This window comes from Methylomusa anaerophila (assembly GCF_003966895.1).
GTDB lineage: Bacteria > Bacillota > Negativicutes > Sporomusales > Sporomusaceae > Methylomusa > Methylomusa anaerophila.
In genome coordinates this window covers 947825-961814 of sequence record NZ_AP018449.1, presented here as the reverse complement: position 1 = coordinate 961814, position 13990 = coordinate 947825, and the positions used below count along the sequence as shown (strand labels likewise).

Below are 13990 nucleotides of genomic sequence, written 5' to 3'. Positions count from 1 at the left end.
GATAACAGCTTTACAAAAATGATGCCGCTCCGCAGATAGCAGTATCGCATTATGCATCTATTGCTAAAAAAACTAATATGACCAGTCGTCTTGTTTTATGCAAAAAAAATTATTCTTAAAAAAACTTGTCAAACATCAAATTTATGCAGCGCTTCAGAGGATCTGTAGAATTTTCTATCTTCATACGCAACAGACTTCCTTCCCACACACTACAAAAGATATCTGCCAATTCTTCGGCAGATATATCATTTCTTACTGTCCCCTGCGCTTGTGCTATTAGCACATATTTAGCAAATCGTTCACGCCACTCTTTTAGGACAGTCTGCATCGCATTGCGACATATCTCACTCGATTCACTAATCTCTGCACCTAAATTGCCGACGATACAGCCAGCCTTTACATCGCTTTCCTTATGTTTTTCTATCATCCGTTCAAAGCTGTAGCGTAATGCTGATAGCGAATCATCGTCAGGTCCCTCCAAAAAATACGTGGACCATTCACGCCAATAACCTTCTGCATAATGTCGAATTATGTTCGCTGCAAAATCCTCTTTGCTACTGAAATAATTGTAAAATGATCCCTTCGGTACCCCTACGGCATCAACAATCTCCTTAATTCCTGTGCCGTTATAACCCTGTTTGGAAAAAAAATCCAACCCAGCATCTAGTAACCGCTCTCGGATATGTTCATTACGTCTTGTTCTTTTCATGTTATAATTATATGACCGTTCGTCTATAAACACAAGAATTTTTTAAAATCTTTATGTTTGTTTTGATTTATTTTTGTTTCAGATGTTCCTACCTGTTTAATGGAGCTCCAGGGGCCTCCCAAGTTCCTAGCGCTTCTCGATGCGTGCATGCTGTAATATTTACCGATCGTATCGGTTCACCCTGCCACCGCTTGGGGCCAGTTGGGGACGTTCCTTTTTTGTCCCGAAGTGTCAAGAAAGGAACATCCCCGCTATCCGCTATCCTTTTTCGGGAAATCTATTTTTTCTCCCATTCGTCGTGCAGAAGCCAGACCCCTGAGACATCAATGCTCAGGAATTGTATTCCTTTCCAGTGTCTTGTATAGATAATTCGACTTTGTATGCATCCCCAACTTTAGGCTGGCCGGAAGGCGGGGACGGCCTGCCGGAAGACCTCTCGGATTCTGGCCAATTGGTCTCTTGTTCCACCTTACTCACCACTTTCTTTATTCATACATAAACGCGAGAAAATCATCAAACTCTTTCGATACGGCATATTTCACGTTGGATGGTGTAAAGACGTCACGACCGCAGCGCTCAATGACTTTGCACAAACGTTCATTGGGCTGTCCAAGCTCGCAATATTTTGTCAGTACATACTCCAAAACCTCGGCAACGCCTTGGCCGGTAACATTTTTCGCAATTCGGCTTCCGTGCGCCGGCTTTTTGCTCCCGCCGCGGCCGCCGATATAGATGTCGAAGGCATCCGGCCCCTGGGCGATAACGCCAAAATCGGCACAATAAGGGTCAGTACAGCCCCTGACGCAGCCTGCTGTGGATATTTTGAAATCCTTAGGGACGATTGGGGACGTTCCTTTTTTGTCACCACTATATTTGACAATGAAAGGCAAAATGACTTACAATAAATTCGAAAGTTATCGAAGTTTAGCAATCTGAAATTATGGAAGGAATACAATTATAAATACAGTAAAACTGGTAAAATAAAGCAATCTGGTAATATGTCAAGCTCATAAAAAATAAATATCGTAAGCAATGCGCCAAAAAAGGGTAAATCTAATAAGCTCTTTCCTCAAGAAGGAGAAAAAGTTAAAAAATGGAAGTCGTTAAATTTGGCTTACTCTACTTTTAGAGTAAAGCTGATGGTTGGCCAGCAATCCAAAAATCAGCCGGATAAATTTACGAGCAGTAAGTGCGAGTGCGCGTTTATGCTGATGAGTTTTAACTTCATCGTATTTCTTGTGGTAAAAAGCTGCGTATTCCGGTATATGGTTCTTAACATGACTGGCAGCTTCAATTAGATAGTATCTTAAGTAGGAATTGCCAGCTTTTGAAAGAACGGTGTCGTCAGCCCTAAAATTGCCGGATTGATTTTCACGCCAAACAAGACCGGCATATTTAGCAAGAGCACTGTGAGAGTTAAAGGCGTCGATGGAGCCAATCTCAGCAATGATGCCGGCAGCGTAAACCGGGCCGATGCCAGGAATGGACAAGAGAGAGTGATAAGCATTTGGGTCAAGCCCCTTGAGAGTTTTTTCAATTGCCTTATTAATGGCCTTTATTTCGGACTCATAAGCGGAAATAAGGTTGAAAGATGAGGCGATAGAGAGGGTTAAAGGTTCATATAGGCATTTATCCAATCGGTAAGAATTGCGAGCTGCCTGCTGAAGTAAAGAGGCTGTATGGCCAGGATTTACAAACCGGTTTTTACCTTTTTGGCCAATATGATCAATCAGTGCTTGCATCGGCATATTGGCAATGTCCTCGGTAGAGAGGAAGTCGGTTAAAACCGAAGAGGCCGTAGCACCGTAATGGTCGGAAAACGGCTGCTGATCTTCGTGGAGCATAGAAAGTTGACTGAATTTAAGAAATATATTCAAGAGCATATAGGTTTTCTCGCGAGTAAGCGAAGCGGCGATATGTAAACGATGGCGGGTCAGGCGTTGCAGAGCAAGAAACTGGCTGCCGCGCCAAGGCGCAGTAGTAATTCGGCCGACTCTGGCAAAATCAGCGATTACAAAAGCGTCAACAGCATCGTTTTTCCCTAAGTCGATGTACGATTTTTTGTAATTGGCAATCATCTTGGGGTTCAAACAATAAACGTGAGTATGAAATGGCATTAACAGCTCACAGGAAGACAAATAATTGGCGATATGAATTCCGTAGAAAGATGTGGACTCCAAAGCAAGCATCAGCTTGTTGATGTCACGGTTTCCATAAAGGAAGGCATGAAGTTTTTCGGCCATTTCAATGGCTCCCGGGTGATTGTTCGGTACAGAAAACCGCAGAAGTTTCTGTGCTTCGTAATCAATAGCACAGACGACATTTTCTCGGGAACTTACGTCAATCCCCACAAATAAAGTAGAAAGAAGATCCGCCTTCTTCATAAAACTTCACCTCCTTTTTGGCAAAAAATAGGGAAGATAGAAAGGAATACCCTGATCTTACTCACTGACCGCACCCTCGCATAATCAGCATTCATCTGTGAAAGCAGCTTGCTGGAAAGCTTTCGCCCAGAGACGCAACATCTGTGTTAGCGGTATTGGATGAATAAGGCAGGCGTCACGCTTTATAAGCAATAACCAAAAGGTTTTGCAGGAGAGATCAGACGTTACCTTTGCTAAATTCTCTTACGAATATTTTAGCATCAGGGGATTCAAATCCGGGTAGTAAAAAATAAAATAAGCTTTGTAAACAATGGCGGATTATTGCCTACAAAACTTATTATACGAGGAGAAGGTAGTTTGAAAAGGATAACAGGAATGGTACTGGTTGCTTTTGCGATCATAGTTGGCCCTTTGAGCATATCTAGCGCTGCACCAGCCAATGGTCAGGAAGCTGAGCAAATTTATATGAGCCAAGCTCCTGATATAGCTCAGCAAAATATCACTATTGTCAAACGTTTTTTAGCCGAAGTTGTCAATGGCGGCAATTTAGACATCATTGATGAGTTTTGGGCTGCGAATATGGTTTGGCGTGGAGGAAGCTTAGGCGAGATTCATGGACTGGAAGATTATAAAAGAAGTATGAAGGCTAGTGTTGGTGGCGCTTTTACCGAGATGTATCTTGATATAAAAGACGTCATTGCCTCTGGTGATAAAGTTGTCGTTCGGTTCACCAATAGTGGAAATTTTGTCAGGCCTTTTATGGATATAAAGCCGACCTACAAGAGGGTAGAGTGGGAGGGGATCGGTATCTATAAAGTAAAGAATCAAAAAATTGAAGAAGCCTGGTTTTCAGAAGATATAATGAATCAACTGCTCCGCCCGTAGACTTTAAAGCGATGGAGCCCGGAAAGCCCCCATCTGTCCCCGTCTGTCTGTAAATAAGGAGTTCCCAGTGTTTTAACGCTGAGAACTCCTTTCGCGGTTTGCCCCGAATGGGCGATAACTTGGTGGTGAAAGTCCACTACGGGTTTGGCAGTAGAAATTGTTAGCAGAGAGCAAGGGTGTACCGTCGTGAGGCGGCATCTGAAGTAAGCCTAATGGGTACAAACCAAAATCCGTAAGACGAGTAGAAATACCAAGACCTGACAGAGGGAAGCGATAAAACGATGAAGGAAATTTATAGTGCGTTTTCTAAGATTTTTTGACTTATGTCCAGCGAAAGATCCTGGGTTTCGGAGAGCGCTGTCATGCCATGCGCTTTTAATTGTCCGACAATAACCGGTATCTGATCTTCGCCGATATTATAATCGGACAGCCGTGTCCTTACGCCAAGGCGTTCAAAGAATTCCCTGGTTTTTTGTATCGCGGAATGTATCCGGTCATCTTCGCTTCCTTCCGTTATATTCCAGACGCGCGCAGCATACTGCAGAAGCTTCGCGCGCTTTTGTTCGCGGCGTATTTCTAACAATGACGGTAATAGGATGGCTAATGTTTGTCCATGATCGATGCCATATAAGCTGGTCAATTCATGCCCGATCATGTGAGACGCCCAGTCTTGCGGGACACCTGCGCAGATTAACCCATTCAGTGCCAGTGTTGCGCTCCAGACCAGGTTGGCGCGTGCATCGTAGTTTTCCGGTTCCGCAATGGTGGTTTCACCGATTTCAATCAACGTCTGCAAAATACCTTCCGATATGCGGTCTTGGATTCTGCCGTCTACAGGATAGGTGATATATTGCTCCGTCGTATGCACAAAGGCGTCAATTACACCATTGGCTACTTGAATTTTGGGGAGCGTGTAAGTGAGTGCCGGATCCAATACTGAAAAACGGGGAAAGACTAATTCGCTAAAGACAGGGTACTTGCCTTGTTCATAACTAATCACGCCGCCGCAGTTCATTTCTGAGCCAGTTGCGGGGAGTGTCAGCACAGTGCCGATTGGAATTGCTGTTTTTACAGTGTCTGTACCGATGGGTGTAAAACCATAGCGCAAAAGATCCAGTGCCTCACCGCTGTAAGAAGCGGCAAGGGCAATGAATTTTGTTCCGTCGATGACGGAACCACCGCCGATGGCCAGCAGAAAATCAATACCTTCCCGGCGTACAATCTCTGCAGCTTTTACCAGAGTCTCATAATGAGGATTTGGTTCTATACCGCCGAATTCCTGAACCTTTCTGTTTCCCAGTACGCTTTTTACTTTATCCAGCGTTCCGTACTTTTTCGCGCTGCCTCCTCCATAAGTGATTAAAACATGAGCATCGGCTGGGATCATTTGATCAATGCTGTCAAGCCGGCCCTTTCCAAATAAAATGCGTGTGGGATTGTAAAAATTAAAATTTAGCATGCGGAGCACTCCTTTCTTATATATAGCTAGAATAAACTATTAGAGAAACTCTAAGTCAAGTATGATTTTTTAAACCGTTCTTTAAAAAACAAGCAGGAGAAAAAATAATTGTGCTAAGTGCCAAGCTGCTTAATAAACATGCGCAATTTTTGAACTATATAGTTTTCAAAAATGAGTTACAATCGTAATGCTAGGATAAGCGTAGGTTAAGCGGCAGCGTCGAAGCGTTCCTAGCATTACGATTAATAGAAAATCATTTTTGAATTCCATATAATTATTGCCGAAGTAGATAAATCGGTGTTGAGTAAAAGTAGATGTGTTGCCGGTATTCTTGTTGAATGATTCATTGTATGATAGTATTTACATAGAGTAACTCTAAGTAACCTCTTCCATTAGGAGATGAAATAATGACAGTTTCTATCAAGCAGTTTGCCCAGGAAAGCGGTGTTTCTGAGCATACGCTGCGCTTTTATGAAAAGGAAGGCATATTGCCGTTTGTCAAACGCAACGAACATGGCAACCGAATTTATGACGAGCAGAATTTCGAGTGGATTTATTTTATTACGTCTTTGCGGGAAACAGGCATGCCTCTTTCCGAGATTAAGCGGTACGCGGAATTATTTAAGCAGGGAGATAGTACAATCCCGGAGCGTAAACGGATGATGCTTGACCATAAGAAGAAAGCCGAGGAACAATTGGCGCAGATTCTTAAACATATGGAAAGAATCAACTATAAGCTGGCATTATATGATGTAATGGAAAAAACGGCTAAATTTCCATAATTGAAATTGTTTTTGGCGTAGCCGTCATAGTGGTTGTCACTATTGGCTATATCGGCGGCAGACAGACCTGATGGTACTATCTCCTGGTCATTTTTATATTGACATTACCCTTTCTGATCAGTATACTATTAATTAGCTTGGGAAATTAAATACAAAAGGAATTTACCTATGAAACAACAGACTCCTTCAACTCCTCCCAGTACAAGAGCACAGTTGGGAGAAGCGTTACTGCAAATATCTGATGACATTTTAGATACTATAAATGACGCACTGAAAGAATATGGTATTTCCGAAAGCAAATTTTCTTTACTCTTTCTACTATACAATACAGGCACGAACCAGCCGTTACAGCCATCAGAAATTGCTGATAATCTTGGAATACGCCGTGCGTCTGTAACCAAACAGTTAATTTGGCTGGAAGCACATCAACTGATTACAAGAACCATATGTCTTGAAGATCAAAGAATGGTCAATGTTACAATAACCGAAAAAGGCTATCAGCTTCTAGATCTTGTTCTACCACACTATTGGATGGCCTGTGCCAATCTCACCAACAAATTAACAGAGGAAGAGACTGTCTGTTTGCTGCAGTTATTAATAAAGATCGGTCTATAAAATGATGCACCGATTTTTTATTTCTGCATTTAATTTGCCTGGCTGATTTTTTACTTAGGTAATTAGCTCGTCTAACCATTATTGTTTTGAATTATCACTTTAATCTATTACTTTATTTTGAAGTATGCAAGTTATATCAGGTAATTTACGGAGCAAGGGACTATACTATAAAGGGGTGAGGCAAATGTCAGTACAAACAATTGAAGTAATGGCTAAATGGGTCGAAAATAACATTACCGAGCAACCAACCTTAGCGGCTATGGCATCCCGTGTCGGATATTCCCCATATTATTGCTCGGTCAAATTTCGAGAGCATATCGGTACTACATACAAACAATTTCTTGCCAAGTGTAGGCTAATGGCTGCTGCACAGGATTTGAAAATCACAGATGATTCCGTTACGGAAATAGCCTTTCGTTATGGTTATGGTTCCTCTGAAGCCCTAACTAGGGCATTTGCGCGGGAATTCCATTGTCCGCCAAGGCAATATCGCAAGGACTTTCGTAATTCTCTTAACCTGACTGACTGATAAAGCGCTTCCTCCTTTATTACATATAAGGGGAGTAAATAAATGAAGTTTGGGAGAAACAATACTTGTTGGTGCGGCAGTGGACAGAAGTATAAACATTGCCATACGGAAATTGACGAAAAAATTAAGCTGTATCGCATGAAGGGATATGAGGTTCCGAACCGTACACAGTTAAAGACAATTGCAGACATCCACGGAGTTCGGGAGAGCGGCCTTCGCAACATCGAATTGCTGGATTATATCAGCGAATTTGTGGTGGATGGAATAACCACGGAAGAGCTAGATCAAAGGATATATCAAAAAACCATAGAGCTAGGAGGCATCCCTGCCACTTTAGGCTATGAGGGTTATCCAAAGAGCGTGTGCATTTCCATTAATGAGGTGGTGTGTCACGGAATTCCTTCGGAACAGATTCGATTAAAAAACGGCGATATTGTAAACATCGATGTGACCACCATTTATAATCGCTATTATTCTGACTCATCCCGGATGTTCTGTGTTGGTAAGGTATCCAATGAACGAAAGAGACTAGTGGAAGTAGCAAAAGAGTGCCTGGATCTTGGAGTCGAACAAGTCAGACCCTGGGGATTTCTCGGGGATATTGGTCAAGTGATTAAGGATCATGCTCACGCCTGTGGCTATTCGGTTGTCCGGGATATTGGAGGCCACGGTGTTGGATTAAGCATTCATGAAGAGCCATGGGTAAGCCATGTTGCGTCTGCAGGCACAGGAATGCTTTTGGTTCCGGGTCTCATATTTACCATTGAACCCATGATTAATATGGGGTCGGCAAATGTACATACCAGCCGAAGGGATGGATGGACTGTAACTACCGCTGATGGACAGCCATCTGCCCAATGGGAAAAAACTGTATTGGTTACAAAAATGGGAGTGGAAATATTGGCCTATTAGCGAAAAAGCGTGTCGCAAAACATTTGCTGCAGTTATTAATAAAGATCGGTCTATAAAATGATGCACCGATTTTTTATTTCCGCATTTAATTTGCCTGGCTAATTTTTCTATTCGAGTAATTAGCTTGTCTAATTATTGTTGTTTTGGATTATCGCTGTAATGCTTGCGTAATCGTGCTCAAGAAAGCCATAATAGCCAAGTTTTAAAATATGTTTGGGAGGCATTCAGATTGGAATTACTATATAACCCCGCAAAGAAAGCATTTCAGGGATCATCACAAAGTTATTCACTTATGACTGTCGTCTTATTCTGGTCCGGTTTGGTAATTATGTCGAGTCTTTATATCACTATACCCTTAATCTCAACTTTTACAGACATTTTTAAGGTTGCGCCGACACAGGCGGCCTGGACCAGCAGCTCTTTTTCCTTCTGTTTTGCGCTTGGCTGCCTTTTTTACGGACCGTTATCCGACCGCTTTGGCCGCAAAATCATCATTTTATCAGGATTATCTATTTTGGCATTCATTTCGCTGCTGATGGGATTCATTACCGACCTGTCCTGGCTAATTCTATTTCGTGGTCTACAGGGAGCGGCGGCAGCAACTTTTTCACCGGTAGCCCTAGCTTATGTTGTAGAAGTATTTCCGCCGCAAAAGCAGGTAACGACAATTGGTTTCATCAATACAGGATTTCTCATGGCCGGTATTATCGGCCAGATCTTCAGCAGTTACATCAGTCAGCTTTATGGATGGAATCTTATATTTTATCTTCTGGGTGTTATTTATGCGGTGACAGCCTTTTTGATCTTGTGGTTCATTCCCCAAAGTCCTGTTACATGTGTCAATACAAGTATAATTACGATATTCAGACAAATGGGAACGATTCTAACTCAAAAATCTTTACTTTGTTCCTATGCAATCGCCTTAACAATACTTTTTTCCTTCGTGGGCATGTACACTGCGTTGAATCATTATCTAAGCAGCCCTTTGTTCGGTTTTACCGCCCAGCAGATATTCTATGTTCGGTCTATGGGTATTATCGGTATGCTTCTGTCACCTTTTTCCGGGCAATTAGTGGAGAAACACGGGCTGTTTTCAGTCCTGCGTGCCGGAATGGCACTGTCCATCATTGGATTGCTGTTGCTGGGAATTAGCAACAATTTATTATTAATCGTCGTCGCCAGCATCCTCTTTATCGCTGGGCTTGCTGTCTTCGCTCCTACGGTAGTAGCCATTATCGGCCGGCTGGGGGGGAAAGTAAGAGGGGCCGCGATATCTGCCTATACATTTATTCTCTTTGCCGGTGCCAGCATTGGCCCCATTCTTACGCTGAACATATTGAAATCAGGTAGCTATTTCTTTACTTTCCTGGCTTTGGCTTTTTTCTTATGCTTTGGCTTATTGGCTTCGTTCTTTATTCGTATGGAGGATGAAGTTAAAGAAATAGCCTAACCACTTTAAGGTTTGTCTGAAAACCAGTAGTTAAATGGCATATGTAGTTGCTGGGGGAGGTGTTGCCGGCGTATGGGAACTATCTGTTGAAATATGGAGTGAAAATTTTCGTGAGTTCGGTAGTTAATATTCTAAGTAATTAAAATGAAAGGTGGAATTGGTATGAAACTATCTGGAAACACAATACTCATTACTGGTGGAGGTTCCGGCATCGGGCTGGCTTTTGCGGAACGCTTTATCAAGGGGGGAAATCAGGTAATCATTTGCGGACGGCGTAAAGACGTACTTCAAAAAGCCCAAGAAACTTTGCCGGGCATCATTACCTATCCATGCGATTTGACGAGAGAATCCGAGCGTTCCGCATTATTTGACTGGGTAACAGTGAATTATCCGGAGGTAAATGTATTAGTCAACAATGCAGGGGTTTCCCAGCGTTTCAATGTGTTAAAAGCAGATGCGAAAAATAATTGGGGCTACTTCAGTAAAGAAATTACGGCAAATCTGGAAGCGCCTATTCATCTTTCTATGTTGTTCGCACCATTCTTTGCTGAGAAAAAAGAGGCAGCTATTATAAATGTGACGTCCGGCCTAGCGTTTACGCCCCTTGCGATTACTCCGATTTATTCAGCCACGAAAGCGGCACTTCATTCTTTTACCGTGAGCCTAAGATACCAGCTTTCAGCTACAGCCATAGAAGTGATCGAAGTAGCTCCACCGGCAGTAAAAACGGATTTAAACGGGACGTGGCAAAACTTACATATGGAGCCGCTGGAAGCCTTCGCAAACGGCATTTTCAAGGAATTAGAAGGAGGCAAAACGGAAATTGGATATGGCAATTCCGTAGAGCGGATGCGTATGTCACGAGATGAAATTGACGCATTCACAGAAAAAATGTACAATGCAATGAAAGCTTCAATCAAATAACATAAACCTTGATAAATAAAATTAACGTGAACAATGTTTTCGCACAGTCTGTCGTTCCTTTTTTGTCACTCGATAGACGATGAATGAAAAAAATACGTTGTAGGGTTGTGCGTTATCAATTCGGCAAATCGGGAGAGTGACTGGCATCTCAACCGTTTTTTGCTATACTGTCTAGAGAACGGAAGGCCAAATGCTTTAAAAATGAAACCCACAATATTGATGGATTCAGGGTATTTTGACTTAAATGATAAAGTCGGGTCCGTATTCAAAGCATGTAGTGGGAATAAATAGCACTCCAGCAAGCACAGGCAGCAAACACAGGGAAGCGGAGGGACGTACTTTTTGCTTTCAAAGTGAAACTCTGCGTGAGGTACGATGGTGTAAATCCCAGGATTGGTGTATACTATAACTACCAGGGAATTCTGAAAAAGGCAACCGAGGTGCAGCGCTGTGGAATGGGACTTGAACCGGCTGAATGACTATCTGTTCAAATGGGTATTCGGGCGGGAAGAACATAAAGACATATTGCTGAATTTCCTCAACTCAGTCTTAAGCGTCAACGGCAGCGAAGAATTGACGGATATTACTTTAGCGGAGCGAGAACTGGATCCGGCGCATCTGCAAGATAAACTGTCCCGGCTGGATATTCTCGGCAAGGCCAGTGATGGTAGTTTCGTCAACATCGAAGTGCAGATTGTCAATGAACGGGATATTGACAAAAGAACCCTATACTATTGGGCTAAATTGTATCAAAGTCAGTTGCAAAGTGGGCAGACTTATAAAGAACTATGCCGTACCGTGACCATCAACGTGCTGGGTTTTAGTTTTTTACCGGAAACCCAGCCCCATCACAGCGTATTTTCTCTCTATGATATAGCTACAGGCTATCGACTGAACCGGGATATGGAAGTCCACTTTCTGGAATTGCCGAAATGGAAAACTCTCCGAACAAAACCGAGAACACGGTTGGAGAAGTGGCTGACCTATTTGGGGAATTACGCCAATCCGCAAGAAATGGAGGAGATCGTGATGAGTGAACCAGCGATCCAAAAAGCCTTGTCAGCGGAAGAACGCTTTTTGCAGCAGGATAAAGAGCGATATCTATATGAAATGCGCGAGAAGGCCTTGCGTGATCATTTGTCGGCTATGTACTACGCCAAAGAAGAAGGCAGAGAAGAAGGCAAGGCAGAAGGCAGAGAAGAAGGCATTCGGGAAACAGCGTTACGTCTTTTGGCAATGGGTCTGTTACCAGCGGATGTTTCCAAAGGGACTGGATTATCTTTGGAAGAAGTGGAGAAACTCAGAAAGGATTAGTGCCTTGGAAGGACTCGCGAAAACTGTTTCAGCGAGTCCTGTTTTTTCTATTGGTTTTCTCGATAATGGGAGAATTACTCTACTAATGATGAACAATATTTTCAACGTATACCAGCAAACAGTGAGATGAAAAGTGGATTGCGAATCAAGGATTTGATAAATTAATTCATTTTTGTAGTGTACCAAAAGATAGTTAAAAGCAATTAGCGGAGAATACATGCTTTTATTTAAATTTTCATAGGTTATTGTTTATAGGAGGAATGCTTATGAAAATAAAGACTTTGATGGTTGGGTGCGGCACTTTGTGGGATGGCACCAGATGAAGTTTATAGAGGAATAAGTAATTATTCTATATTTTACATAGTAAAGTGCTGGGGGTTCAAATCCCCAGCATTCCACCAGGGCTATCAGGTTAAAAAAGATGGGTAATGGTATCTTTTTTAACCTGATTTTAATGTTATACTAGTTTTGATTTGAAAAGAAGAAATATAACAACCCAAAATTTGAATGTACATTTTTTATATTAAGCGAAAGCGGTGATGTTAATGCCAATAATTAAAGGTTTAGAAACAACATTCAACGCAGTTTACTCTGAATATGACAAGTGGCGTCAGACTTATGTTACAGAGTTGTATGAGGACATTTTTGCTTATAAACAAATAAATCAATTAAGCAACGTCCTTAAAATCGGAATCGGAACAGGTGAAGCGGCATTGCCATTTCTCAAAACAGGTTGTTCTTTAACAGCCGTTGAGTTGGGCGAAAAATTGACTGAGTATCACCAGGCAAAAGTTTTGTAATTATAAGAATTTTAGTATTGAAAATTTGGCCACGTGCCTGTTTTGGTTTGACTTATAATGAACTTAAACATATTGTAAAAGTTTACGCGGAATTACTTGGGTTTAGTAATTCTTACTTCCAATACCCAAGAGTAACACGCTCTATTAAGTCAGAAAACTTTCTGTGATATTACCGGATTGTGGATTCCCGAGGGATTTCCATATATTGCATTCAATGAGAGCCAATACGCATATTCTCACGTTTCACTTTACGGATTTTACCGACATCTGGGTGCATTACTCTCTATGGGATCACATACAAACGGAACTAGAATTTTTAGCAAGACGAGCTAGCGGGAGATATAATTTTTAAAATTAGAAATGTTACTGATTATTTTCCGTTTGAAGTTAGGGTAACAAGAGAGATCATTCATTCTGATTTGTTTTTCGATTTATGATTTCAGATAGTTTTGAAGAGAACATTACTAAGATTAGTCGGGGGGAACCGTATCATTGGTAACGGTGAAAAAATAGTCGAAGTTCCTGCAAATGTTTGATGTTTGCAGGAACTTCGACTATTTGTATAGTAACTTATCGTATGAGCCGTAACAGCATTTCCGGTTCATAATAACCGTCCTTTCGAGTCTCGTTGTCCGGTGAAAATACCAGAGGGATTAATTGTTCAATTGTTCCCGGAAAGGAGAGCGCCGTGAGCTATAAGGAGGCAACGCTGTATTTCATGTCGGGTACGGGAAACTCTTTCCGCGCTGCCGCTTGGATGGGGGAGACCATGCGAAAATACAGGGCAACGGCCCGGATTATCCCGCTGGAAAAAGGCGCTACCACGAACCAAATAAATACTACACCTGGCATGATGCAGGGGTTTAAAGGGGTTAAATCATAGGTTGCTTTGACTCATTACGGATTAGTTGTTCCCTCGCTTACTTGATGGTATACTGAATCGGAAATGATTAGGATTGGGACGATAAACCTGTCCCTTGTCCCTTGGAATTACGACAGAAAATATCTTTAGTGGTGAAGAAAATCGTCCAAGAAGTTAGCTTTTCTTACGAACTCAACAAAACATAGCTAGTGGTCTGTAAACTCTAAAACTATAGGATGAATTGCGAGAGGTTTTTCGCCCTGCGAGGCGGAGGAGGCGCGCATATCGGGAATATGTAAGCCGACGACAACAAAGCAGGGCGGAAAAGATCTCGCAAGAACACTATAGAATTAGCGTTTACAGAC

At 42.1% G+C, this 13990-nt stretch carries 14 protein-coding genes; 10 read left to right on the top strand and 4 right to left on the bottom strand.

All coding sequences use genetic code 11. The annotated features are described in order from the left end of the window. Positions 1 to 115: 115 nt before the first annotated feature. The 3 genes from MAMMFC1_RS04300 to MAMMFC1_RS04290 all read right to left on the bottom strand — a co-directional run bounded on the left by MAMMFC1_RS04300 (position 116) and on the right by MAMMFC1_RS04290 (position 3093). On the bottom strand, positions 116 to 709 hold the full coding sequence (locus MAMMFC1_RS04300; protein WP_126306785.1) for a TetR/AcrR family transcriptional regulator: 594 nt from the start codon (positions 707 to 709) through the stop codon (positions 116 to 118). A gap of 485 nt (positions 710 to 1194) precedes the next feature. After that, positions 1195 to 1599: an NAD(P)/FAD-dependent oxidoreductase gene (locus tag MAMMFC1_RS04295; protein ID WP_197723912.1), complete on the bottom strand. Its 405-nt coding sequence runs from the start codon at positions 1597 to 1599 to the stop codon at positions 1195 to 1197. A gap of 213 nt (positions 1600 to 1812) precedes the next feature. Next, positions 1813 to 3093, bottom strand: coding sequence for an IS110 family RNA-guided transposase (locus tag MAMMFC1_RS04290; RefSeq protein WP_126306781.1), 1281 nt, complete (start codon positions 3091 to 3093; stop codon positions 1813 to 1815). Between the two features lie 357 nt (positions 3094 to 3450). Here MAMMFC1_RS04290 and MAMMFC1_RS04285 point away from each other — a divergent pair, with 357 nt between their 5' ends. Next, on the top strand, positions 3451 to 3978 hold the full coding sequence (locus MAMMFC1_RS04285) for an ester cyclase (protein ID WP_126306779.1): 528 nt from the start codon (positions 3451 to 3453) through the stop codon (positions 3976 to 3978). Between the two features lie 292 nt (positions 3979 to 4270). Here the strand turns inward: MAMMFC1_RS04285 and MAMMFC1_RS04280 are convergent, their stop codons facing one another. Next, a complete protein-coding gene (locus MAMMFC1_RS04280) occupies positions 4271 to 5437 on the bottom strand; it encodes an iron-containing alcohol dehydrogenase (protein ID WP_126306777.1) in 1167 nt (388 codons plus the stop codon). Positions 5438 to 5844: 407 nt separating this feature from the next. Here MAMMFC1_RS04280 and MAMMFC1_RS04275 point away from each other — a divergent pair, with 407 nt between their 5' ends. The 9 genes from MAMMFC1_RS04275 (at position 5845) to MAMMFC1_RS04230 (ending at position 13646) form a co-directional block, all read left to right on the top strand. Further along, positions 5845 to 6219 carry a MerR family transcriptional regulator gene (locus MAMMFC1_RS04275; protein WP_126306775.1) on the top strand — a complete coding sequence of 125 codons (375 nt, stop codon included), beginning with the start codon at positions 5845 to 5847 and terminating at the stop codon, positions 6217 to 6219. A 168-nt stretch (positions 6220 to 6387) separates the two neighbouring features. Then, the gene (locus MAMMFC1_RS04270; protein ID WP_126306773.1) at positions 6388 to 6834 is read left to right on the top strand and encodes a MarR family winged helix-turn-helix transcriptional regulator; all 447 of its coding nucleotides are present in this window, start codon (positions 6388 to 6390) and stop codon (positions 6832 to 6834) included. Positions 6835 to 7018: 184 nt separating this feature from the next. Further along, a complete protein-coding gene (locus MAMMFC1_RS04265; RefSeq protein WP_126306771.1) occupies positions 7019 to 7363 on the top strand; it encodes a helix-turn-helix transcriptional regulator in 345 nt (114 codons plus the stop codon). 42 nt (positions 7364 to 7405) lie between these two features. Then, on the top strand, positions 7406 to 8275 hold the full coding sequence (locus MAMMFC1_RS04260; RefSeq protein WP_126306769.1) for a methionyl aminopeptidase: 870 nt from the start codon (positions 7406 to 7408) through the stop codon (positions 8273 to 8275). Positions 8276 to 8504: 229 nt separating this feature from the next. After that, positions 8505 to 9725 (top strand): MFS transporter, encoded by a 1221-nt coding sequence (locus tag MAMMFC1_RS04255; RefSeq protein WP_197723911.1) that lies wholly within the window; start codon positions 8505 to 8507, stop codon positions 9723 to 9725. A 162-nt stretch (positions 9726 to 9887) separates the two neighbouring features. After that, positions 9888 to 10649: an SDR family oxidoreductase gene (locus tag MAMMFC1_RS04250; protein WP_126306767.1), complete on the top strand. Its 762-nt coding sequence runs from the start codon at positions 9888 to 9890 to the stop codon at positions 10647 to 10649. Positions 10650 to 11099: 450 nt separating this feature from the next. Continuing rightward, positions 11100 to 11963 carry an Rpn family recombination-promoting nuclease/putative transposase gene (locus MAMMFC1_RS04240; RefSeq protein ID WP_126306765.1) on the top strand — a complete coding sequence of 288 codons (864 nt, stop codon included), beginning with the start codon at positions 11100 to 11102 and terminating at the stop codon, positions 11961 to 11963. A gap of 545 nt (positions 11964 to 12508) precedes the next feature. Continuing rightward, positions 12509 to 12763 carry a class I SAM-dependent methyltransferase gene (locus MAMMFC1_RS04235; protein WP_126306763.1) on the top strand — a complete coding sequence of 85 codons (255 nt, stop codon included), beginning with the start codon at positions 12509 to 12511 and terminating at the stop codon, positions 12761 to 12763. Between the two features lie 688 nt (positions 12764 to 13451). Continuing rightward, a complete protein-coding gene (locus tag MAMMFC1_RS04230; RefSeq protein WP_126306761.1) occupies positions 13452 to 13646 on the top strand; it encodes a hypothetical protein in 195 nt (64 codons plus the stop codon). The last annotated feature ends 344 nt before the right edge of the window (positions 13647 to 13990 follow it).